Here is a 22414-nt window from a genome sequence, read left to right as displayed (position 1 = left end):
GGCGATCACCCTACTTTTAGGGCTGCGGCGAACATCGCATCGGTCCCGTGCCGGTGCGGCCACAGCTGGACGTGCGGTCCGTCGCCGAGGTCGTCGGCCGGGGCAAACAACTCCCGGACGTCCAGCTGGGTCACCGGATGCCGGCGCACCGCGTCGGCCACCACCCCGACCGTTTCGGCCAGGTGCGGCGAACAGGTCGCGTAGAGGACCACGCCGCCGGGACGGGTCAGCGAAATAGCCGAAGCAAGCAGTTCACGCTGCAGTTTCGCCAGCCCGGGGACATCGCCGGGCTGCCGACGCCACCGTGCCTCCGGGCGTCGGCGCAGCGCTCCCAACCCGGTGCAGGGCGCATCGACCAGGACCCGGTCGAAGCCGGGCTCCAGACCGGATTCCCGGCCGTCCACACGACGCACGTCGACGTAGAGACCGCGTGTGTTCTCCTCGACCAGATCGGCACGGCGCGGCGCGGGCTCGACTGCGGTGACCCGGGCACCCGAGGCCGCACCGATGGCGGCCAGCAGTGCGGTCTTACCGCCCGGGCCAGCACACAAGTCCAGCCAGCGACCGTTGTCCGGGCCGTCGAGTTCGGCCAGGGTCAGCGCGCGGGCGACCAGCTGGCTGCCCTCGTCCTGCACCTGGGCAGCACCGTCGCGCACGGCCGCCAACTGTCCGGGGTCACCACCGGGCAGGTACACCGCATAGGGCGAGTAGCGGCCCACGGTGCCGTTGGACTGTGCGGCCAGCTCGGCCGCGGTCAGTGCGGTGGGCCGCGCCGCCAGGTGGACCACCGGACGTTCGTCGTCACTGGTGAGCAGGGCGTCGAGTTCACCGGCCCGAGCCCCGAGCGCATCGGTGAAGGCCTGGGCGATCCACCGCGGGTGGGCGTGCAGGAACGCGGCGTGCCCGACCGGATCGGTGGCCGCCGGCGGTGCCAGCTGTTCCACCCATTCCTGCTCGGTGCTCCGGGAGATCGTCCGCAGCACGCCGTTGACGAAACCGGCTCGGGCCGAGTCGAATTCGATCCCGGCCTGCTCGACGGTGGTGGACACCGCGGCATGCGGTTCGACCCGCGTGCGCAGCAGCTGGTAGGCGCCCAACCGCAACAGGTCGAGCAGTACGGGATCGATCCGGTCGGTCGGGCGCCCGGCCGCCGCGGCGATGACCGCATCGAGCAGCCCCTTCGTCCGGCAGGCGCCGTAGGTCAGCTCGGTGGCGAAGGCCGCGTCGCGTCCCTCGATCCCCCGTTCCCGCAGCAGTGCGGGCAAGGCCAGGTTGGCATAGGAGTCACGCTCCGATACGGCGCGCAACACATCGAACGCCGCCCGGCGGGCGGGATCCAGCGGCGTGCGCCGGTGCTGGCGGTTGCGTTGCGTCCCACGGTTGGGCCGGTTCGGCGTATTGCTCATGATGCGCGCACCGATTCCTCCAACCGCGCGCCGCGGGCCCAGTCGGCAGCGTTCATGAGTTTCTTGCCGGGTGGCTGGATCTGCCCCAGCCGTACCGGCTGCGAACCGGTACCGACCAACACGGCATTGCGTTCGACACGGATTTCGCCGGGCGCCAACGAATCTTCCGACCGCTCGACCGTGACCGGACCCACCTTGACGCGTAGGTCCCCGATCATCGTCCAGGCCCCGGGATTCGGGGTGACCGCACGGATCTGCCGGTCGATGACGTGGGCCGGCAGGTCCCAGCGCACCCGGGCCGACTCCACGGTGATCTTGGGCGCCAGGCTCACCCCGTCGGCCGGCTGGGGCACCGCCGTCAGCGCCCCCTCGGCGATGCCGTCCAGCGTGGACTCCAGCAGCGCCGCACCCGAATCAGCAAGCCGCCCAAGCAGTTCGCCCGCGGTGTCGGTGTCACGAACCCGCTCGGTGACCACGCCGTAGACCGGCCCGGAGTCGAGTGCCGGTTCGATCAGGAAGGTCGTGGCTCCGGTCACCTCGTCACCTGCGGCCAGGGAGGCCTGCACCGGCGCCGCCCCGCGCCAGGCGGGCAGCAACGAGAAGTGCAGGTTGATCCAGCCGTGCTTGGGCACCGCGAGCAGCCGTTCACTCAGCAGTGCGCCGTAGGCGACGACCGCACAGCAGTCCGGCGCCAGCTCGGACAGCTCGGCGACGAACTCGTCGGAATTGGGCCGCGACGGACGCAACACGGGTATGTCGTGCTCGAGCGCCAGCTTCGCGACCGGCGACGGTTCGGGCTTGCCGCGTCGCCCGGCGGCGGCGTCGGGCCGGGTCAGCACCGCGACCACATCGTGACGGGGCGAGTCGATCAGCCGCTGCAACGACGGGAGGGCAGGCTCTGGAGTTCCGGCAAAGACAAGACGCACCGCACCAGTTTAGGGATCCAGCCCGCCGCTTCCCTAATGCGGCGTCTGGTAGTACTCCCGCTCGGATACTCCGGCCAGCGGGGCGAGATACACCCAGGGAATGGTGCCGACGAGCCGGTTGAGGGTGGCCACGGCGTCGTTGTAGTACTGCCGGGCGAAGGCCAGCTTGTTCTCGGTGTCGGCGAGGTTCTCCTGCAGGTTCAGGAAGTTGTTCGACGAATTGAGTTGCGGGTAGGACGATCCCAGCGCAAGGACGCCGGTCAGCGCCGAGTCGAGATCACGTTCGGCGGCGCTGCGCTGTACCACCGAGGCTCCGCCGGTCGCCGAGTTCAGCGCCGCCTGGGCGCTGCTGACCCGGCCGAGGACCGCGGTCTCGTGCGTGGCGAACGTCGCCACGGTCTGCACCAGCGCCGGAATCAGCGCCGCACGGCGGGTCAGCTCGACGTCGATGCCGCTCAGCGCCTCGGCGACGTGCACGTCGGCCGCCCGCAGCTTGTTGTAGCCGATGACGAAGCCCACCAGTACCGCCACCGCGAGTACCAGGATCACCACCAACAGCAGGCTCACCACGATCCGCCGCCCGACGAAGAGGAGGACGACGACTGCGAGGCTGTGTACGCCCCGATCGATGACGATAGTGCCGATTCGAAACTGTCGAAGTCCGCATCGCCGGATCCGCCGATGAAACCATGGCCGCTGTCCGACGAGGACGACGACGAGTTGTACCAATCCGGTTGGGGTGCAGCAGCGCCCATGGTGTCCTGATACTTCTTGGCCCACAGCGCCGCGGTACCTCCGGCCACCGCGAACGGGATGTACGCCAGGTAGAGGTCCTTGCGCGCGGCGAAGTCGAACCTGGTCTCGGCGGAATCGGTGGACAGCAGACGGTGAAATCCCTCTGCCCGCGACCACAGTTCCCGGCCGGCGGGGGTGCGGCGGGTACCCACACCGCCGGCCCAGGAACCTACCGAGAACACGAAGAACGCCGCGAAGGGCATCCCCCACAACGTGATCGGGATTCCGAACCACAGCCAGAAACACGCCAACGCCGCGAAGAACGCCGCCACATTGGCGACGAGGATCCACCATTCCCTACGGCGCTTGACCATGAGGCCGTCGTCGAACGCCCACTTGCGCACCGCGACCGCCATGTCAGCTTTGGCCTTGGCCAGCTTCTTGCCGGCCGCCGCGGTGTTCTTGGCGGTGAACTCGGCACCCACCGACATCACCTTGAGCGCAGCACCCACGTCGATGCCGACCGGATCGACATCGGCCCAATCTGCCGGCTTCGCGAGACCTTTGATCTTCCAGTGCTTGTCACTGACCTGCCGCAGTTCCACGAGTCCGCGCTCGGCGAGGTGAAACAAAGTCGCACTGAGCCCGTTCTTCGGAACGTTCTCGGTGCGGATGTACTCGGTCTGTACGGGCCCGAGCCCCTCCGGCGGGGCGTACTGCACCGGAAATCCCGGTGACGGTTCGACGGTGGTCCGCGACCAGAAGTAGGCGAGCAGCCCCATACCGACAGTCAGCAAGGCGATCCAGAACAGTGCGGTCACCGACCGGCCGAGGATCCGGTCCCAGGTGTATGGCCACGGCAGGCTCGCCTGCGCGGGTGTGGCCACGTCGACGCCGGCGCGCAGCGTGACCGGGGTGTGCGGCTCCAGGTCGGTCGCCACCAGCCGCACGGTGTTGCCTTCGGCGCGCAGATCGGTGCAGGCGCTGCCGACACCGAATCCGACACTGCAACCGGCTCCGGTGATCTCGGCGGGCAGGGTGACGGAGATGTCGGCCCGTTCGATGGTGTTGTTCCAGGCCGGTGCGACGACGTTCCAGAAGAAGGCCGATCGCGCATCGGGGCTACCGGTGTTCGCGGCGAACTGACGGTTGGCACCGACGGTGCCCGGGTCGAGGACGCCGTCGATGGTGTAGCGGATCTCGAAGACGTGGCTGCCCCAGTCCAGCGTGGTGGCGGGGTCGCCGATCTTGGCCACTCGGAACCGTTTACCGCTCTCCCACAGCAGTTGGTACGGAGCCGGGGCGCCATCCATCGTGATCGACACGATCTCGGGTACCTGCCGGAGGCGGGAATTGTTCTGATTCGCCACGTCCCAATATCGGAAGATCCCGTGCCGTCCGCTGGGGAAATTGCCGGTGATGGTCTCGACCGCGGTCATCCGTCCGTCGGTGTCGACGGTGAACTCGGCCCGGTAGTCGGTGATCACCACCGGATCGGCGTGACCCACACCCGGCCCCGACGCTGACCCGCCGGTGAACACCAGCGGCCAAAGCAGACCAAAGGCAATGAGCCCCAACGTAAACAACCACGACCACACCCGGCGCATCGCAGCCTCCTGATTCGGCACTCACCGACAACGGGTGAAGTATCCGCCCTACCCGATGTGTAACGGGTCGATTTGGACACGACACGGTTGCTGGTCTTTGCGCGCGCTGAGCACCGCGGTGGCCTTGCGGAGCGCGGCCGCCAACTCCAGGCCCCCACCCCTGGGCACCCGGACCAGCATCCGGCTCACCTCGGCGTCGGCGTCCAGGCCTGGTGGCCGGCGTGCGCCGACGGGCAGTTCCACCGGGCCGAGAGTTTCCGCGACTTCGGGCAGTTGCGCGGTTTCGAGCAGTGCCTCGACGGCTGTCGTCGTCCCGTCGATGGCCGCCATGTGCACGGCGGGTGGCAGTCCGACGTCGCCGCGCCCGTCGAGTTCGGCGTCGGCATGCCCCACCGGATCCCAGCGGATCAGTGCCTGCACGGTGGAGATCGCCGACTCCGCCACCACGGCCACCACTCCGCCGTCGGTGCGCGGCCGGACCAGGGCCGCCGCAGCCATCCATCGGCGCAGGGTGTCCTCGGCGGCACGCAGATCCTGCCGGCCCAACAGCGCCCACGCGTCGAGCAGCAGTGCCGCACCGTAACCGCCTTCGGCGATCGGCTCCGCACCGGGCGTGCTGACCACCAGAGCCGGTCCAGCCCCCACCGCACCGAGCACCGCGTCGCCGCCCGAGGTGATCACCGAGGTGCCAGGGAACGCCCGGCCCAACTCCTCCGCGGTACGGCGGGCCCCCACCACGACCGCCCGCACCGCATCCGAACCGCAACGCGCGCAACGCAATGCGGGTTCGGCCCGGCCGCACCACCGGCATTCGGCAGCTGCGCTCCCGCGGTCCGGCAGGGCCAGCGGGCCGGTGCAGTGCCTGCAGCGGGTCACCGCACGACACCGCGCGCAGGCCAGCGCAGGCACGTAGCCGCGGCGCGGAACTTGGATGAGCACCGGATGTTCGGCCTGCAGCGCCGAACGGGCCGCCTGCAGCGCCATGGACGGCAGCCGGGCGGTGTGGGCGGCCGGGTCACGCTCCTGGGCGTACCCGCTGTCTTCCAGCGCGATCACCCGTGGTGCGGCGGCGCGGACCACCGGCCGGGCCGCCACCACGTCATGCGCCCAGCGGGTCCGCACCAGGGCCTGTGCCTCGGCGGTCCGCGCGTAGCCGCCGATGATCGCGGCGCAGCGCAGCTGATGTGCCCGCAGCATGGCGACCTCGCGGGCATGGGGGTAAGGCGCGCGCGGCTCGGCGAGGTTGTCGTCGCCGTCGTCCCACACCAGGACCAACCCGAGGTTGGTCACCGGGGCGAACACCGCACTGCGGGTGCCGATCACCACCTGGGCCTGTCCCCGCAGCGCCGCCAGCCAGCGGCGGTACCGGGCCGACGGGCCGAGCCCGGCCGACAACGCGACCACCCGCGACGCGGGCACGTGTTCGGTCACCGCGGCATACAGCGCATCCACATCGCGCTGATCCGGCACCACGGCCACCACTCCCAGTCCCGCGTTCACCGCCACGGCGGCCGCCTCGGCCAGCCGGTGTGTCCAGTTCTCCCCGGGTAGCGCCTGCCACACGGCCCGCGCCGCACGGCCTTCACCGATTGCGGTCAGGAACTGTTCGCCACGGCCGTAACGGGCCCAGGCGCTGGTATCGACCGGGACGGCCGCGACCGGCTCCGGCTCGGCGGGAGTCTGCTTCTCGGCCCTGGCATGGCGCGGCGGCACCGCCAGACGCAGCACATCCGCGCGGGTTCCGGCGTAGCGGGCCGCGACGGCGTCGACGAGCCGCCGGATCTCCGCGGTGAGTACCGGCTCGGGCGAGACCACGCGATCGAGCCAGCCCAGCTTTCCGGTGTGGTCGGTATCGGACCGCCGCTCCAGCAGGTACGCGTCGACCAGCCTGCCGTTGAAGCGCACCCGGACCCGCACGCCGGGCTGGGCATCGTCAGATTGTTCCTCCGACACCAGATAGTCGAACTCCCGGTCCAGGTGCGGAACGGTGAGTAGGGGAAGCACCCGCGCGATGGGCTCATGCTCGGCGGCGCGGCGGGTGATCGTCACTTCACAGCTTTAGCAGACTTGTCTGACGCCCGGCCGAAGAACATGCCCGCCGTGATCAGCAGTAGCGTCGTCGCGTACGCCCACCAGATCGGAACGGCGAGCAATTGATCGCCACGCACGAACTGACTGATGCCGATCATGGAGTCCGACACCGCGAAACACACCGCCCCGGCCGCGGTCCACGGGGTGGGCAGCCGGGCCAGCAGCGCCGTGCACACCATGGCTCCCAGCACCGCGATGTAGGCCACCACCGGAACGGCCATCCCCTGTTCGACGAGCCGGGGCCAGAACCAGGTCAGCAGCGCCAGACAGGCGAGGATCGTGACTGCGACGGCGATCAGGCGCGGCGTCGAGCGCCGCGCCAGGGGCAGCAGTGCGCCAAGGAAGCACAGGTGCGCGACCAGGAATGCGGCCAGTCCGAGCACGAAGGACGGCTGCCACCACGGGATGGCGAGCAGGAAGTCGCCGAGCGCGGAGAACACCAGCGCACCGACCAGCCAGCGGCGTTCCCGCACGATCGGATGAGCCCACGCGGCCGCCGCCAGCAGCAGGGCAGGCAGCGCCTTGACCGCGGGCTGGGCGAAGAACTGGCCGGTGAGATCGGCACCGGCCGGCAAGCGCAGAGCCACCACGAGCAGAAACACCCCGTAAGCCGCGCCGACGACCGCGGCGGCGCCCCACAGCCACACCGTCCGGCGGTGTGCGTACGGTGGCGGGATGTCCGTTGCTGACGAGAAACCAGCTGTCGATGCCATCCTGCAAAAGGTACTGGAGGCAGTGCCGTTCCAACTATCGACCGACATCGGTGTCGACGAGGCCCGGCGCCAATTCAGTGAGATTCCGCGGATGCCGGTCCATCCCGAGGTGCAGGCCGAGGACCGTGAGGTTCCTGGGCCGGCCGGCCCGATCCCGGTCCGGGTGTACCGGCCGCCGACCACCGACGGTGCGACGCTGCCGGTCATCGTGTTCATCCACGGCGGCGGCTGGGCGCTGGGTGACCTGGACAGTTACGACGGCACCGCCCGCCAGCACGCCGTGGGCGCCGACGCGGTGGTGGTGTCGGTGGACTACCGACTGGCCCCCGAGCACCCGTACCCGGCCGCCGTCGATGACGTGTGGGCCGTGACGCAGTGGGTGGCCGCCAATGCCGCAGAACTGGGTGCCGACGCCACCCGGATGGCCGTGGCCGGCGATTCGGCGGGCGGCAACCTCAGCGCGGTCGTGGCGCTGCTGGCGCGTGACGCCGGCACTCCCCTGCGCTTTCAGCTGCTCTGGTACCCCGCCACCACGTGGGACACCAGCCTGCCGTCGTTCACCGAGAACGCCACCGCACCGATCCTCGGGCTCGACGCTGTCCAGGGGTTCTCGCGCTGGTATGCCGGGCACGTGGATCTGTCCGATCCACCGGCCACGCTGGTGCCGGCCCGCGCGACGGATCTGTCCGGCCTCGCACCGGCCTACGTCGCGGTGGCCGGGCACGACCCGTTGCGTGACGACGGCATCCGCTACGCCGAATTGCTATCCGCCGCAGGCGTTCCGGTGCAGCTGGACAACGCCGAGACCCTGGTACACGGCTACCTCGGATATGTCGGTGTGGTGCCCGCCTCCACCGAATCGTTCGACAAGGCCATCGCCGCGCTGCGAGATGCGCTGCACGGCTGACGGTTTCACTCCCCTACTCGGCGGGATGGTTTCTTTTGGGCCACAACGACATTCGATGCAGAATGCCGTCGCGTAGCACCAGAGTGTGAAACAGCACCGCGCAGATGTGTGCGGTGAACGTCGCGAACAACAAGTAGGCGGCCACGGTGTGCGCCGTGCGCAGCGCGGCGTACAGGGTGATGTTGTGCGGGGCGATCGCCGGCAGGTGCACCGCCCCCACCATCACGACCGGTGACTGCGCGGCCGACAGCATGGCCCACCCGATCAGTGGCTGCACCAAAAGCAGTGCGTACAGCAGGTATTCGGAGTAGCTGGCGACCCGCCGTTCCACGGACCCCATCGTGGCCAGGAACGGCGGCAACCGGTGAGTCAGCCGGTTGACGAGCCGCACGATCGCGAACACCAGGATCGCTATGCCCAGCGGCCGGTGGATCGCCAGCAGCAGCGGGTAGTAGCTGAGCGCCGCGATCATCGTGACACCGATGAAGAACTGCGCGATCACCATCACCGCCATCGACCAGTGCAGCAGTCTGGCGGGCAGATTGAAGCGGGTGATCGGCGATTTCGTCTCGGTGGTCATTGCGCACCCCCGGGAACGACGACTGCGCTGGGCGACTTGGGTTCTCGAGCCCGCCGGTTGAACGAGCGGGCATAGACCGCCGATCGCGCAGTCAGCACCGGGTCGTCGGAGGCGTCCAGACCGTCAGGCAGCACCAGCGGGTCGAAGTTGATGTCGCGGGCGTTGCCGGGGGCCTCGGTGTGGACGGCGTCGATGGTGATCGTGCCGGCCTCGATCGTCGGACGGTTCGCCGGCCACGGCAGTGTCGGGTCGTTGGTGGGATCGCTCGGATCGGCCAGGGTGAGGACCAGCTTCCAGCGGACGGGCCCGTGCGCCACCGTCTCGATCAGCGCGTCGAAGAGACCGTTCTTGTCGTTGGCCTGTGGCGGTTCGGCGGGCTCGTCGGGTTGCAGAGGCACGGCCGTCCACCGGATGAACGTCGTCGCGCCTTGGTCGTTGGTGGCGCGGAAGGCGTGTAGTCCGCGGTAGGTGCTGTCGGCGAATCCGGCGCTCGGTGGGTTCTGCTTGATGATCTTCATCGCCGCGGCGGTTTCCGGATGGCCGGCCAGGAAATCTGCCATCGCTTGCGGATCCGGCTTGCCGGTCTGCGGTTGTGGGCGTGACGCGAGCATCCGGTCGTAGAAGCCTTGCGGGGTGTTGTCGGTGAACACCGGGACGTTCACCATCGCGATGCGCCATTGCTCCCCGTCGGGAAGCCGGAACATCAGGCCCAATCCCCGCACGGTGTCCGGCTTGTCGGGTTGATCGGGCAGGCCACCCGACAGCGAGAACCTGCCCACGACGGGCACTGCGCCAGGCTTGAACACCGCCGCGCGACTCACCTCGGCGCCTGCGCCCGTGCTGGTGAACGTTCCGGTCGCGGCCAAGCCTTTGGCGTGGTTGCGCCGGAAACCGTCGTGACGGCCGTTGATCTGTTCGAAGCGGTCGGCGAAATCCGCCGGAGTCAGCGCACTGGGCCGCAGCAAGCCCGCCGCCTCGGCGAGACCGCCGACACCGACCGCCGCGACACCGCCGACCGCGGCCAGACCGAGCAGTGCTCTCCTGCGGTTGAGCGCCGGAACGTCATCGGATTCCATCCTGGTCGCACTCCCCTTCGCCGCTGGACTTCCTCCAGTGTGAAACGGTATGCGGCCGCCCGCCGTTCATTCGGCCGAACGCGGTGCCGAGTCTGTGTGTCGGCTGCCATGCAACCGCAGAAGTCTGTGAATAAAAGGAAGTCCAGGTGTGCCCGAGGTCGGCCAAATGCCTATACCGTCGTGACGTCCATCGACGATCGACTGAACAACAAGCGCATGTTTCTTCATGGCCTGCCGCATCCACTGAATCTGATCAAACAAGCCTGACTTTATAAACGGGTGGACTCAGAAACCGGAACTGGGCACACTCATGATGCGGTTGTACATACGTTGTTCAAAGATCCGCGTACTGGGTCCACACTTACTTGAACGGTATGTGCCGCCCTGGGCAACCGACTGTGTCACGGGGTGTGCATGCTGCGGATCCGCGGTGACATGAGAGGACTGCATGGGCGGTTTTGTTCGTCTCCAGCACGGTAACTGGTCATGGAAGAGTTCGATGACCAGCTTCTTGTTCGATTTTCTTGAGGACACATTGCCGGCGGGGCCAGCGCGCCAGGAAATTCACGAGCTGAATGAAAACAATGTCCTGATGCTTGATTTGCGGGATCAATCGCGTGGCGAGATGGTAGATCTCATTGCCGACCAGCTTCTTTCGTGGGTGGCGACAAACGCCGCAGACCCTGCAGCACTGTCCAAGGGTTACGGTGAGCTGGTTGACCTCGCCAAGATGCAACAGGGTCGCAATCAGGCTGCAGCCGAATTCAGGAAGTGATTGCAATCCTGACTTCTGGTTGACCACTACGGGATGCTCGGGGATCTGCATCCCGAGGCTGATACGTGTCTTTCAGCCGCCACGCGAAGCCCACTGCGGGTCGAGCCCTGATCAGTTACAGCTACCAAGTCGCCCCACGCCGAAATCGCCGGCCAGCAATGGTCCCTTCTGCTAGCGTCGATTCGCCATCATGGAGTAGATCAGCGGTAGATCGCCCGGCTTCGGACCGGGAGGGCGCGGGTTCGATCCCCGCCTCCATGTCGACGCGACCGCCATGTCGCAACCTGGTGTAGCTCAGCGGCAGAGCATCCGGCTCGTAACCGGGAGGGCGTGAGTTCGAACCTCACCACCAGGTCACCCCTTAATTCTGGAGACTGTCGTGCCCGACGAGCACTACCCCACCGCGTCCCTGGCGTACGCGACCCAGCAGCTGCACCGCGCGATGGCCCGGGCAGTTGAGCTGGGCGATGCCGCGGACCGTGAGCGGGTGCGGCAGAAAGTACGACGCTGGGAAGATGTCGTGTTCGGGATCGCCAGCGGCCAGATTTCCGTGGGCAATCGCACACCTGTCGCCGACACTCCGGTTTGGGTGACCTTGGAGGTCGCCCACGGGGGCTTCGCCACCGGACGGTATCTGGCGGAGAGCGCACTCGATGACGACGAAATGGCGCTGCTGACAACGCTGCCCGGCGATACCCCGGGTGCGAATGAGCGTGAACGGCTCAATCTGTGGTTTCTAAGCGATGCCGGGCAGACGCGGCTGCGCGAGGCCTTGCATAGCGGCCACTACCGCGTGGAGATACCTGAAGAGGCCGCTCTCAGCGTCGTAGTGCTGTTGTTGGACAACGACTTCCCAGAACAAGCGTTGGACCTTGTCGCAGAACTGAGGCCGTTCATGAACCGGCTCAGGTTCACCCCACGGTTCGAGTCGGTGGCCCGCTTGTCGGGGGCTGCGGTGCGGCTGGCCTCTGCCACGCAGACGGCACAGTCATTACGAGCGGTGTCAGTGCCGCCCCAGATCGCTACGATGCGGGCAACGCTGGCCGTATGGAACCCACTGTATGACCGACTTGTAGCGCTGTGGTCCACCACAGTTGAGGGTGAATTGCCTCACCGCGACGGAACTCGAGCCGTGCATGGAGGCTGGCCCTGCCAACAATGGCCGCCAAAGTGGGCGCACGATAGGGCACGCTGGCTCGCCGACTTCGCGCAAGCATGCAGCAGTGATGAATTCGTTGGTCGCCACGCCCACCCCAAGAGCAACTTCGCCACGCTGCACCGCGCTCTTGAAAGCTGCCCCAACGGGGGTGAAACACTGCCCGCCCATGAGGTCGGCGGGATCCGTCGCGCTCTGGCGAACACGATCACCCGGCACGGAGCCGCCGGCTCTAAGCACCGAGACACACTCCGAGCGACTCAGCTCAGAATCGCCAACGCGCCAACATACGCCGCGCTGGCCCGCGTGCTCGCCCGACGCTTGGACCGCTACCCCGCGGACGCAGGTGTGCCTTCGCTAGATTCGATCGCCGCCGACGTCACCGAAGCCGATGAGCCAGTCGACAGCATCCCCACGGGGACACCGATCCCGCAACACTTGCTGCAGAAGGCAACTCGCGCGCTAGAAGCGCCCGTGGATGAGTTGGTGAGCCGTGGCGTCATCAGCTCCAGCGAGGTGCTCGCGATCGTGCTGCCGCAGCTGACGTCACGGCTTACTGCAGCAAGCATCGGCGATCCGGTGCTGGCCGGCCTCTACGAGCAGACCTACACCGCGTTCCGCCGCCGTCGTAGCCTGCTGCTCCTCAACCTCGAACACCAGGTGCGCTTTGAGGAATTGCCGTGGATCGCTGCGCTGCAACCATGCCGATCTCGGCACGCGGACAACGCCAAGGCGGCCCGGCAATCTCTGCGACAAGCCAGCATGCTTGCCCTGACTGCGTTTCCCCACACCATCTTGCCCAACTCACTGGTCCGCGAACTCGGCACGCTGGCGACCGAATCCGGGCTGCAACTGCCGCTGGTGGAGGAAGTCGCCGCTGACATCTTCATGGGCACCTTCACCTCAAAATGGCATAGCGCCGCTGCTATCGCTAGCCGCACCATGGCCGGCACCCTCTACGCCGACTACTACGATCTCCCGCCTGCTTGGTTCTGGGCGGCCCGAAGCGACGCCCCGAAACGATGGGGAAAGCCGACAGCAGAGGACTTCGCTCAGGTGTGCGCTAGGCGAGCCGAAGAGGCAGGCGCCACGGAATATCAACCCCGCAACGGCTCCTGGGTCGCTCGCAACGGCGCCATTCTGGAACAAAGCCAGATCCTTACCACCCATAACCTTGCTACGCTCGTGTACGAGCTCGACCTCCTTGACCAGTTGCGCGATAGCTCACCCCAATTGGTCCGCAACACATTCACCTGGGTTATCCGACGACTCGCACAACCCACCCATGACTGGCACGTCGCACTGATCCAAATCAAGAACGCCGCATACGCCTGGCGTCAGGCAATCTTCCTGCTCAGCTTCTGCGATCCTGCGGTGCAACAGTCACAGGTGGGGCTGCTGCACGACGAAGCCCGGGCTGCCGGCATCCACAACCAATTCCGGCCCGCGATTGACGGACTGGACCACGTCATCGGCGGAAAGACATTCGCAGCGACCGGCACCGTGCCGGCGGGTACGGGCCGACGTTTCCTCGGATGGGCAGTGGGCCGACACTGGTACCTGCCCCAGCCATAACGCCGGTGAGTCACAGACTTCCATCTCTCGGATCAGCCAATACGCCTGGCGGACACCAGCTTCACGGTCAATACGCAGAAGCCAGCCAGCAGGGTCACAGCGCCGACCGCCGTAGGGACAGCGATGCTCAGCGGGTTGTTCGCGGCCATGAGCGATAGCCACGCCGCGATCACGAGCACCGTGGCCGGCAGGCCCCAGCGTCGGCGGACGAGTCGCAGGACGCCCGGCGGTAGTCGTTTGGTCTGTTCCTCATAAAGCCAGGTGACGCCCGCCGCTGCGGCGATCACCAGCACCGTACCGAGGATGGACATCACGGCTGAGTGGCTCATGGTGCTGAACAGCGTCAGCATGAGGACGAGCCAGACGGCGAAGGTGACGGCCGTGATCGCCGTGGTCCTGCGCACGATGCCGCGCGCCAGCTCGGTTGCGTCCACCATGTCGGCGTCAATTGCTGCCGACGCGAGTGTGGAATCGACGGCGCGGACGAACCGGAAACGGTATCGGGCGACTTCGGCAGCGACCCGATGCGTGAAGGCGTCCCCTGGGTTGAGGCGCAACGCTTCCATGAGGTGGGCGTCGGCGCGCCGGAGTGGGCCGCGCCGCCGAAAGTACATGTAGAGCCACGCGATGGCCCAGAAAAGCAGGACGGCACCCCGGGTCACCACGACTGCCACCACTGCCCACACCGGGTGAACGCTGAAGAACTTGGCGCGGTCGATCTCGACGAGCGCTTGTGAGAGCGGGCCCAACGGCGAAGCCGGGGCGACTGTGCGGATCGACTCCGCGGTTGCCTGGGCGGCCTTGCGTTGTTTGGCCTCGAGCTGGGTGCGCGTGAGCGTGTAGCGGTAGTAGGCGTGGGTGTGCGCGAGTTTCACTGCCGCACTGGCCGATTCGACTGCCTCTTTGGCCTTTCCGCCACCGTTGAGGATGGCTCGCGCCCGGACGTCATGGACCCAAGCCTGGTTCGGGTCGATGGCAAGGGAGCGTTCGGTCCACTTCCGGGCCTCGCGCGCGTGACCGTCCGCGTGAAGCGCAGAGGCCAGCAGTCCCAACAGCTCGGCGTTGTTCGGGTCGCTCTGCAATCCGGCGCGTGCCGCCTGGGCTGCCTCCTCGTTGCGGTCGAGATCGAGAAGTACCCGGACCTTCTCCGCGGCACGGTCGGCCATCGACGTCATCGCCGCTTCCTCCTCCTCGCGAGGTAGCGTTCGAGTTCGGCGTATTCGTCCCGGTTTTCGGCGAACGCGACATAGTTCTGCGCCAGGCTGAACCACGACGCCGTGCTGGCCTGGGAGTCCTTCAGTGCCGTGTCGAGGTGGCGCTGGTTGACCGGCTGGGTGGAACCGCGTCGCACCGAGTCGTGCAGTGCGAACTCGACAGCGTGGCGGCACAGACCCGCCAGATCCGCCCCCGAATACCCTTCGGTGCGGTCGGCCACAGCCGCCAGGTTCAGCCGCTCTGTCGGGCTGGTCTGCAGATGGTGCGCCAGGATCGCCTCTCTGGCGGGTCGATCGGGCGGCAGCACCAGCACCTTTCGATCGAAGCGACCAGGACGCAGCAGCGCGGGGTCGACATCCCACACCTGGTTGGTCGCCCCGAGCACCAATATCCCCTCGTTGTCGCTGGTCGCCCCGTCGAGTTCGAGCAGCAATTGGTTGACGATGCTGCGGATGAAGCTCGATGTCTGCGCGCGTTTGTGGCCGAGTGCGTCGAGCTCATCGATGAACAACACGGTCGGGCGCATCTGTCGCGCTTCTTCGAAGACACTCTTGATGTTGCGCTCGCTGTTGCCGAGCCACTTGTCGAGGATGTCGGCGATGCCGACATGGATGAAGAACAGCCCGAGTTCGCCGGCCAGCGATTTGGCCAGGAACGTCTTGCCGCAACCGGGCGGTCCCCACAACAGCAGGCTGGATCGCAGTGCATGCCCGAACGACTTGCGCAGCTCTTCATTGCGCATGGGTTCGAGGAAGCTCATCCGAAGCCGTTGTTTGACGTCCTCCATCCCGGCCACATCGTCGAGCGTGAGTTCCGGCCGGACGATCTCCATCAAGTCGCTGACCGGGATGGCGTCGTCATCGTCGTCGGCCGTGGCCCATGATTCGGTCTGCGGCAGCTGCGCCGGTTGTGGCGCGGGGGCAACCTGCTCGGGAACGGTCGGTTGCGGTGTGACAGTGGGCATGCCGAATCCATCGAGCGCCGCGGTCTTACGCGCGAGGACCTCGGCGTCCTCAGGGGACTGCTGCAGGAGAATTTCGCAGTGACCGAGCGCGGCGACGTACTGCCCGTCATCTAGGAGCAGATCTGCCAGGTGCAGCCGTAGAGCGCGATTTGCCGGCTCGGCACGAACCGCGCCGTCGATCGCCGCCAGCAGCTGAGGGTCTATCGCCATTCCGCGCCATCCTCCCGCACACAAACGGTCAACCAATGAGACCGCGCAGCGATAGCGTAATCACCTACCTCTACGACAACTTCCACTCCACCCGAATTGCCCGTATTGCTTGACGCAACGCTGTACCTTGCGCGTTGATCTCAGCCCCAGTGGATCGGACAGCGGAACTCAGCCGGTTCCGTGCACAACCGAATAATCGAGAAGAGGACCAATGACCCGCAGCGAGGACACGTCGTCCGACACGCACCCATCCGAGCCAGTCGGCGCGAACGATCCGCGCGACCTCACGCTGCCGCTGTACGGAGCCACATTCGGCCACGCAGTGTCGCGCTTCTTCCGCAGCTACGCCCGCTTCTCCGGCCGCGCGTCGCGCAGCGAGTACTGGTGGGTCCAGCTGGCAATCGCAATAGTCGCCATCTTTTGCGTGGCAATCGTCGCCGTAGCCGGAGACCCCAGCGCGCTCGGGCGCCTGTCTCTGGCACTCGTGGTGGTGTTCGTACTTGTGTGTGCGGTTCCAAACTGGGCACTCTTGGTCCGCCGACTCCATGACGCCGATTTGTCAGGATGGATGTCCCTGCTATTCCTGTTGCCCTACATCGGATCCGTGTTCCCGATCATCTTCGGCGTGCTGCCCTCCAAGGCGCTTGGTGAACGTTTCGACCGCCGTGATGACTACGACGATGATGACGACGACGACGATTCGGCTCCCGGATGGGATGCCATCGATGCCGCGTTTGCCCGGCTGTACCCAGGACTGGGGGATGCCGCGCCACATTTCGGACGCACCGATGCGCGTCTGCCGGGCCAGGGAATTTGGGGAATCACTGCCTACCCGAACACCGCGGCCCCTCAGCCGCACTGGCACCTGGTCACCTACGGGTTCTCCAACGTGTTCGCTTCCGACCCGTCGCCCGACGAGGACGACACCTGGGCAGACTTTGAGTGGACCTTCCGAGTGGCCGCCGACATCGACCTCACCCAACCGCTGGCACCCCAGGTTCCTACCTGGTCCCTGATTCTCCTCCAACGGCTGGGAGACCTGGTTTTCAGCGGAACCGATGCGCTGGACGTGGGTCACCGCATCAAAGTCGGCGGGCCGATCACACTAGGTGAACCCCAAACCGACCTGACCGCAATCATGTTCGGCGACGATCCTGCACTCGCTGCGATCGACACCGGATTCGGTCGCCTGCGCTTCGTTCAACTTGTCGGCGTTACCGACGACACCGTCACTTCCGCACAAGCGCTCGACAATGGCGTGGCAGGCACACTGCAGATACTCGAGAAGATTGCGGAGACCAATCCCCTGCTGATTACAGACATCAACCACCCCACCTCAAGATGAGCGCATTTCTACCCGTCGCTCGTTCGGGAGTGATTACGCCGTGAACTCGTGGTGGACGGACCTCTTCGATCAGGCGCTGTACCGGACGCGCTGGATTGGTCCACTGCTCTATTTGGGGTGCGGCCTCGGCATGGGTGGCTGGGGCTGTGGTCGATCCCGAATACGCCCATGCCGAACCAACTGGTCGCGTGGGGGATTCTCGCGTTTGGTCTCGGATGCCTACGGCAGGCCTACAAGGAGTTTCTCGAAGCCCGCGATGACGAACCGCCGTATTCACCACCTGACCCGAACCGACCGGCGTCGCCCCGGTGGCGGCACCCACTTGCACCCGAACTTCAGGTACAACTGCTGTCCACGTTCGCCCTGCTGGAAACGGCCGGGATTCTCGAACCCGGCGAAGTATCCGATGACGATGTCGTCGAGTGCGCTGAACACACTGACGTATTCGAAGAGATGGGCATCCACTCCGTGACGATGGTCCTGGAAATGCTGGGCGACGAACGGGACCCACCACTTCGACACCTCGCGTTCTTCACCAACCAGGTGGAGTTCTACGACGACGATGTATTCGAGATCGTGCGTGAATTCGCCCGCCTCAGCGGATACGACGGGCCGTTGCGTCAGATCAGGTTCGAAACGATCGACGACCATCAGCGCCCCAGCTTGGACCCGACACCCAACGCCGTCATCGAATTCGAGATGGGCGCTGCCCGACACTCGCTGCCCTTCACCATGTACGCCAAGTACCTACCCGACGGGCTGATCGAACAGTTGGCACCGATCTTTGCCCCACCCGGACGCGCGGAACGCTTCTACATCTCGCAGGACAGCGAGAATATGGACATCACGTACACAACTCCGGTGCAGATCGCGGAATTCAACTCCGCTCTAGGCCCGGAACCAGCCTGGATGGAAATCAATTGAGTAGTCGGTCAAGGCCTATCACAGAAGAAAGCGGGAAGGCGCCTCGCCGTCGACCTTCATGTGAGTAAACGCACTGTACTGAAACGTAATTCACTTCCGACCATCGCGTACTTCGGAGTCGCGGTTCAAATGGCTAGCGTGTCTGCGAGAACGTGCTGGGCGGCATGCCATGCCAGCGTTTGAAGGCGTGGCAGAACGTCGAGGTCTCGGTGTAGCCGAGGCGGCGCGATACCTCGTCGACCGTCAACCCGACATTGCACAGCAGGTCGCGCGCGAGCGCCGAGCGCGCCTCGTTCACCAACGCGCGGAATGACGTGCCCTCGTCGGCGAGCCGACGCCGCAATGTGCGCGGATGCATGTCGAGCTCTGCTGCCACCTCGGGAAGGGCCGGAAACCGGCCGGTATCGCGAAAAAGCTTGCTGCGCACCACAGCAGTGATACCGCGACGTTGCTCATAACGCTGCATCAGCGCATCGCACTGGGCAATGCACAGATCGAGGGTGTACGGATCAGCTTGTGGCAGTGGCTCGTCGAGCATGGCACGGGGAAAGTGCAACCGAGAGTAGGCACGCCCGAACGCCACATTCGGTAGCGGCATCAAGGTCAGGAGAGGCTGCAGCACTTCCTCGTCGATCGACACCTCGGCGTAGATCCGGTCGGCATACTGAGCCACCACATTGTACGCGAAACTGCTTGTGGTAGCGATCATTCCAGCGATGTCTCGTTCAATGAAGAAGCGTTGGACATCGTTGGGCAGATGGTCGGCATTGAGTTCCAGCACACACTCGTCGGCGCCCTCGAACAACTGCAGATCAATCTGCAGGGTCGTCAGGGCGAAATACCGCATCCCGATGCTGAACAGTTCCCGCAGGGTGGCACAGGACATGACGGCGAACCCGAACAGCCCCATGTGCGTCAGGGCCGACCGGCCACCGACATCGATGCCCAGTCCGGGTTCGCCGGGAAGCCGGGCCTGCAGGTGGCGGACCACCAGGATCTCGTCGTGCGCACTGATCACACCATCGGGGTCATCGAGATCCGCTGGCGCCACTCCGGTTCCGGCCAGGACCTGCGCCGCGCTGACACCGCGTTCCACGGCCACCTCGCACAGCACCCGGGTGGCATGAATCGGATGGCACACGTCGGCCGACCATGTTGATCGCGAGATCGATCCCGACCTGGCCATGGTTCGCCTCCAGCCGCTGTCCCAAAATCCCAACTCTGTGTCCGATAGTCCCATTCCTCGTCGGTCTTGTCACTCATACGCTGGATTCATGGCGGCGCCGGCGGCACGACTGAGCACGTGGACCATGACCCGCGAGGCCATCACCGTCGGATTCAGCACCGACGGAGGCTTCCTGGCCCGGACCCAGGGCCGGGACATCACCCGGTTCCGCTGCGCAGGAAGGCGTTTCGTATCGATCACGCATCCTGACTACGTCGACCACGTTCTGCACCGGGCACGCCTTCGCTACGTCAAATCCAACGAGTACGAACCGATTAGGGCGGCGGCGGGCATCAACCTGCTGACCGACGAGGGCGACTCCTGGGCCGGTCACCGAACGGCACTGAATCCGACCTTCGCGCGCCGTCACCTCAATACGCTCGTCGACCTGATGATCGACCCCATCGAGCGGGCCACGGACGAGCTCATCGAACAGGGCGACGGCGTGCAGTTCGACATGCACTCGGCGATGGTGGAAACTACCCTGCGGGTGGTCTCCAACACGCTGTTCAGCCAGGATTTCGGCCCGATCGTGCACAGCATGCGAGACCTCACGACGCGTGGACTGCGACGCACCGAACTGCTGGCCAGACTCGGACTCTTGGGCCTGCTCCCCCGCCCGGTCTACGACGCCATCGCCACCAGCACGTTCTCCGGGATCCCGCTGCCCCCACCGCTTCGCGAAGGTCAGCGGATCGCCCTGGCGCTGGACACCGCGGTGAACACCGTGCTCGACGAGCGTCTTGCCCATCCCACGGAATCGGCCGACCTGCTCAACGTGTTGTTCGGCGCCGACGACGGAACCTGGCCCCGCCGGCGCGTCCGGGACGAGGCGCTGACGTTCATGCTCGCGGGGCACGAGACGACCGCGAACGCGATGGCGTGGTTCTGGTTCCTGATGGCACGCCATCCCGGAGCCCGGGACCGGATGCTGGCCGAGGTCGATGACGTGGTCGGGGCGCGTCGTCCGACAGCCGCCGACCTGACCCGGCTGCCGTGGACGACCGCGTGCCTTCAGGAGTCGCAGCGGTACTACTCCGCGGTGTGGATCGTCGCGCGCGAGGCCGTCGAGCCCGACGACATCGACGGCCACCACATCCGACCGGGCACCACGGTGATCATCCCGATTCACCAGATCCACCACGACAGCCGATGGTGGCCCGATCCGGAAACCTTCGACCCCAGCCGTTTTCTCGGCGATGCGCCCAAGAACCGCCCCCGCTCGGCCTATCTCCCCTTCGGCGGCGGCCGCCGCATCTGCATCGGACAGAGTTTCGCGCTGATGGAGATGGCGCTGATCGCCGCGATCATGAGCCGGCGGTTCGTATTCGATCTCAATCCTGGCCACTCGGTGGAGTTGGAGGCTACGTTGACGTTGCGACCCAAACACGGCGTTCACATGACCGGACGCAGCCGGGAGGTGGCCTGATGCCCGACTTTCACACCCTCATCGTCGGAGCCGGATTTTCCGGAATCGGCGCCGCCATCGCCCTGGACAAGGCGGGGCTGCACGACTACTTGATCCTGGAGGCCGGCGACGGGGCCGGCGGGACCTGGTTCTGGAACACCTATCCCGGTGTGGCCGTGGATATCCCGTCGTTCTCCTATCAGTTCTCATTCGAGCAGTCGCGGAACTGGTCCCGCACCTACGCCCCAGGAAACGAGTTGCGTACCTACGCCGACAACTGCGTCGACAAGTACGGTCTGCGGCCCCGGATCCGGTTCAACACCACCGTCGCCCGCGCGGTCTTCGATGACGAGGAGAACCTGTGGCGCCTGGATCTCGACGCAGGCGAGACACTGACGGCTCGGTTCCTGGTCAACGCCAGCGGGGTGCTGACCGTCCCGAAGCTGCCCGAGATCGACGGCGTGGACTCCTTCGCCGGGGTCACCGTGCACACCGCCCGCTGGGATCACACCCTGGATTTGACGGATAAGCGGGTGGCGATCATCGGCACCGGCGCATCAGCGGTCCAGGTGATTCCCGAAATCGCCCCGAAGGTCAAACAGCTCACCGTGTTTCAGCGCACCCCGATCTGGTGCTTCCCGAAGTTCGACGTGCCGATCCCGCCGGTCGCACGCTGGGCGCTGCGGCTGCCCGGCGGCCGGACGCTGCACCGCCTGATCAGCCAGGCGTACGTGGAGTTCACGTTCCCGCTCGCCGCGCAGTACTTCACGATCAACCCGTTCGCCAAGCGGGCCGGTGGCGCCGGCCGGGCGTACCTACGCCAACAGGTGCGTGATCCGGAGGTGCGCGACAAGCTCACACCGCGGTACGCGGTGGGATGTAAGCGACCCGGGTTCCACAACACCTATCTGGCCACATTCAACCGGGACAACGTCCGGCTGGTCACCGAACCGATCGACAAGATCACGGGTTCCGGTGTCGCGACCAGCGACGGTGAGAGCCATGACGTCGACGTGCTGATCCTGGCCACCGGCTTCAAGGTGATGGACGTCGACGCGCTGACGTTCGACATCGTGGGGTCGGGCGGGCAGTCGCTGAGCGAGTTCTGGAAGCAGCACCGGATGCAGGCCTACGAAGGCGTCAGCGTTCCGGGTTTCGCGAACTTCTTCTCCGTGATGGGCCCGTACGGCTACGTCGGGTCGTCGTACTTCGCGATGATCGAGGCCCAGACGCGTCACCTGGTGCGGTGCATCGAGCAGGCCGACCGTCGGACGGCCCGCCGCGTCGAGGTCCGCCAGGAGGCCAACGACCGGTATTTCGCCGAGATGATGCGCAAGCGTCACCGCCAGATCTTCTGGCAGGACAGCTGCAGCCTGGCCAACAGCTACTACTTCGACCGCAACGGGGACGTGCCGCTGCGTCCCGCCACCACATTCGAGGCGTACTGGCGCAGCCGCAGCTTCCCGCTGGACGACTACGCGTTCACCTCGTAGCCGCTTCTCACGCCGAGAGTGACGCAAACGTCGTTCCCCGCACCGCGATACGACGTTTGCGTCACTTTCGACGACGTGCAGCG

The 22414-nt window shown here is 66.2% G+C and carries 17 protein-coding genes, 2 tRNA genes and 1 pseudogene; 9 read left to right on the top strand and 11 right to left on the bottom strand.

The genetic code is table 11. From position 1 onward, the window contains the following. Window positions 1–5: 5 nt before the first annotated feature. The 6 genes and pseudogenes from EH231_RS04915 to EH231_RS04890 all read right to left on the bottom strand — a co-directional run bounded on the left by EH231_RS04915 (window position 6) and on the right by EH231_RS04890 (window position 7478). Window positions 6–1406 (bottom strand): RsmB/NOP family class I SAM-dependent RNA methyltransferase, encoded by a 1401-nt coding sequence (locus EH231_RS04915; protein ID WP_090425543.1) that lies wholly within the window; start codon window positions 1404–1406, stop codon window positions 6–8. Next, window positions 1403–2332 (bottom strand): methionyl-tRNA formyltransferase, encoded by a 930-nt coding sequence (fmt, locus tag EH231_RS04910; protein WP_090425542.1) that lies wholly within the window; start codon window positions 2330–2332, stop codon window positions 1403–1405. Before fmt ends, EH231_RS04915 begins: the two co-directional genes overlap by 4 nt. A 33-nt stretch (window positions 2333–2365) precedes the next feature. After that, window positions 2366–2899 carry a LemA family protein gene (locus EH231_RS04905; protein ID WP_420891952.1) on the bottom strand — a complete coding sequence of 178 codons (534 nt, stop codon included), beginning with the start codon at window positions 2897–2899 and terminating at the stop codon, window positions 2366–2368. Continuing rightward, window positions 2850–4674: pseudogene (locus EH231_RS04900) on the bottom strand (DUF2207 domain-containing protein); the annotation flags it as partial. The gene EH231_RS04905 and the pseudogene EH231_RS04900, both read right to left, overlap by 50 nt. A gap of 48 nt (window positions 4675–4722) precedes the next feature. Beyond that, the gene (locus EH231_RS04895; protein ID WP_090425539.1) at window positions 4723–6723 is read right to left on the bottom strand and encodes a primosomal protein N'; all 2001 of its coding nucleotides are present in this window, start codon (window positions 6721–6723) and stop codon (window positions 4723–4725) included. Then, window positions 6720–7478 carry a lysoplasmalogenase gene (locus tag EH231_RS04890; RefSeq protein WP_164480771.1) on the bottom strand — a complete coding sequence of 253 codons (759 nt, stop codon included), beginning with the start codon at window positions 7476–7478 and terminating at the stop codon, window positions 6720–6722. Before EH231_RS04890 ends, EH231_RS04895 begins: the two co-directional genes overlap by 4 nt. Here EH231_RS04890 and EH231_RS04885 point away from each other — a divergent pair. Beyond that, window positions 7441–8385 carry an alpha/beta hydrolase gene (locus EH231_RS04885; protein ID WP_164480770.1) on the top strand — a complete coding sequence of 315 codons (945 nt, stop codon included), beginning with the start codon at window positions 7441–7443 and terminating at the stop codon, window positions 8383–8385. The genes EH231_RS04890 and EH231_RS04885 overlap by 38 nt on opposite strands. Window positions 8386–8398: 13 nt before the next feature. Here the strand turns inward: EH231_RS04885 and EH231_RS04880 are convergent, their stop codons facing one another. Together EH231_RS04880 and EH231_RS04875 are read right to left on the bottom strand one after the other, a co-directional pair. Then, entirely contained in the window at window positions 8399–8965 is a 567-nt protein-coding gene (locus EH231_RS04880; protein ID WP_124711994.1) for a cytochrome b, read from the bottom strand. Continuing rightward, complete coding sequence (locus tag EH231_RS04875) at window positions 8962–10041, bottom strand: catalase family peroxidase (protein ID WP_090425537.1); 1080 nt, start codon at window positions 10039–10041, stop codon at window positions 8962–8964. Before EH231_RS04875 ends, EH231_RS04880 begins: the two co-directional genes overlap by 4 nt. Before the next feature lie 499 nt (window positions 10042–10540). On the opposite strand from EH231_RS04875, the gene EH231_RS04870 reads away from it, so the two are divergent. The 4 genes from EH231_RS04870 to EH231_RS04855 all read left to right on the top strand — a co-directional run bounded on the left by EH231_RS04870 (window position 10541) and on the right by EH231_RS04855 (window position 13547). After that, window positions 10541–10816: a hypothetical protein gene (locus tag EH231_RS04870; protein WP_090425536.1), complete on the top strand. Its 276-nt coding sequence runs from the start codon at window positions 10541–10543 to the stop codon at window positions 10814–10816. Between the two features lie 189 nt (window positions 10817–11005). Next, window positions 11006–11077: transfer RNA gene (locus tag EH231_RS04865), tRNA-Arg, on the top strand. A 22-nt stretch (window positions 11078–11099) separates the two neighbouring features. After that, a tRNA-Thr gene (locus tag EH231_RS04860) sits at window positions 11100–11171 on the top strand. Between the two features lie 24 nt (window positions 11172–11195). After that, entirely contained in the window at window positions 11196–13547 is a 2352-nt protein-coding gene (locus EH231_RS04855) for a hypothetical protein (protein WP_090425535.1), read from the top strand. A 32-nt stretch (window positions 13548–13579) separates the two neighbouring features. Here EH231_RS04855 and EH231_RS04850 read toward each other — a convergent pair whose 3' ends face one another. Both EH231_RS04850 and EH231_RS04845 read right to left on the bottom strand, forming a co-directional pair. After that, a complete protein-coding gene (locus EH231_RS04850) occupies window positions 13580–14722 on the bottom strand; it encodes a tetratricopeptide repeat protein (protein WP_124711993.1) in 1143 nt (380 codons plus the stop codon). Beyond that, window positions 14719–15936, bottom strand: a complete 1218-nt coding sequence (locus EH231_RS04845; protein ID WP_124711992.1) for an ATP-binding protein — start codon at window positions 15934–15936, stop codon at window positions 14719–14721. Before EH231_RS04845 ends, EH231_RS04850 begins: the two co-directional genes overlap by 4 nt. Window positions 15937–16147: 211 nt before the next feature. Between EH231_RS04845 and EH231_RS04840 the strand changes: the two genes are divergently transcribed. Then, complete coding sequence (locus EH231_RS04840; RefSeq protein WP_124711991.1) at window positions 16148–17281, top strand: DUF805 domain-containing protein; 1134 nt, start codon at window positions 16148–16150, stop codon at window positions 17279–17281. Window positions 17282–17449: 168 nt separating this feature from the next. Then, complete coding sequence (locus tag EH231_RS04835; protein ID WP_124711990.1) at window positions 17450–18205, top strand: hypothetical protein; 756 nt, start codon at window positions 17450–17452, stop codon at window positions 18203–18205. Window positions 18206–18338: 133 nt separating this feature from the next. On the opposite strand, the gene EH231_RS04830 is transcribed toward EH231_RS04835, so the two are convergent. Continuing rightward, entirely contained in the window at window positions 18339–19391 is a 1053-nt protein-coding gene (locus EH231_RS04830; RefSeq protein ID WP_124711989.1) for an AraC family transcriptional regulator, read from the bottom strand. A gap of 88 nt (window positions 19392–19479) precedes the next feature. Here EH231_RS04830 and EH231_RS04825 point away from each other — a divergent pair, with 88 nt between their 5' ends. Both EH231_RS04825 and EH231_RS04820 read left to right on the top strand, forming a co-directional pair. Continuing rightward, window positions 19480–20859: a cytochrome P450 gene (locus EH231_RS04825; RefSeq protein WP_124711988.1), complete on the top strand. Its 1380-nt coding sequence runs from the start codon at window positions 19480–19482 to the stop codon at window positions 20857–20859. Then, window positions 20859–22331 carry a flavin-containing monooxygenase gene (locus EH231_RS04820; protein ID WP_090425528.1) on the top strand — a complete coding sequence of 491 codons (1473 nt, stop codon included), beginning with the start codon at window positions 20859–20861 and terminating at the stop codon, window positions 22329–22331. Before EH231_RS04825 ends, EH231_RS04820 begins: the two co-directional genes overlap by 1 nt. The last annotated feature ends 83 nt before the right edge of the window (window positions 22332–22414 follow it).

Source organism: Mycolicibacterium nivoides (assembly GCF_003855255.1).
GTDB classification, from domain to species: Bacteria; Actinomycetota; Actinomycetes; order Mycobacteriales; family Mycobacteriaceae; genus Mycobacterium; species Mycobacterium nivoides.
The sequence above is the reverse complement of the archived record's forward strand: the minus strand, read 5'-3'. Positions and strand labels throughout refer to the sequence as shown.

Coding starts and splice junctions, on each gene's coding strand:
- EH231_RS04915 (WP_090425543.1), bottom strand. CDS start 1,406: ATGAGCAATACGCCGAACCGGCCCAACCGTGGGACGCAACGCAACCGC.
- EH231_RS04885 (WP_164480770.1), top strand. CDS start 7,441: ATGTCCGTTGCTGACGAGAAACCAGCTGTCGATGCCATCCTGCAAAAG.
- EH231_RS04890 (WP_164480771.1), bottom strand. CDS start 7,478: ATGGCATCGACAGCTGGTTTCTCGTCAGCAACGGACATCCCGCCACCG.
- EH231_RS04880 (WP_124711994.1), bottom strand. CDS start 8,965: ATGACCACCGAGACGAAATCGCCGATCACCCGCTTCAATCTGCCCGCC.
- EH231_RS04875 (WP_090425537.1), bottom strand. CDS start 10,041: ATGGAATCCGATGACGTTCCGGCGCTCAACCGCAGGAGAGCACTGCTC.
- EH231_RS04870 (WP_090425536.1), top strand. CDS start 10,541: ATGACCAGCTTCTTGTTCGATTTTCTTGAGGACACATTGCCGGCGGGG.
- EH231_RS04850 (WP_124711993.1), bottom strand. CDS start 14,722: ATGACGTCGATGGCCGACCGTGCCGCGGAGAAGGTCCGGGTACTTCTC.
- EH231_RS04845 (WP_124711992.1), bottom strand. CDS start 15,936: ATGGCGATAGACCCTCAGCTGCTGGCGGCGATCGACGGCGCGGTTCGT.
- EH231_RS04840 (WP_124711991.1), top strand. CDS start 16,148: ATGACCCGCAGCGAGGACACGTCGTCCGACACGCACCCATCCGAGCCA.
- EH231_RS04835 (WP_124711990.1), top strand. CDS start 17,450: ATGCCGAACCAACTGGTCGCGTGGGGGATTCTCGCGTTTGGTCTCGGA.
- EH231_RS04830 (WP_124711989.1), bottom strand. CDS start 19,391: ATGGCCAGGTCGGGATCGATCTCGCGATCAACATGGTCGGCCGACGTG.
- EH231_RS04825 (WP_124711988.1), top strand. CDS start 19,480: ATGGCGGCGCCGGCGGCACGACTGAGCACGTGGACCATGACCCGCGAG.
- EH231_RS04820 (WP_090425528.1), top strand. CDS start 20,859: ATGCCCGACTTTCACACCCTCATCGTCGGAGCCGGATTTTCCGGAATC.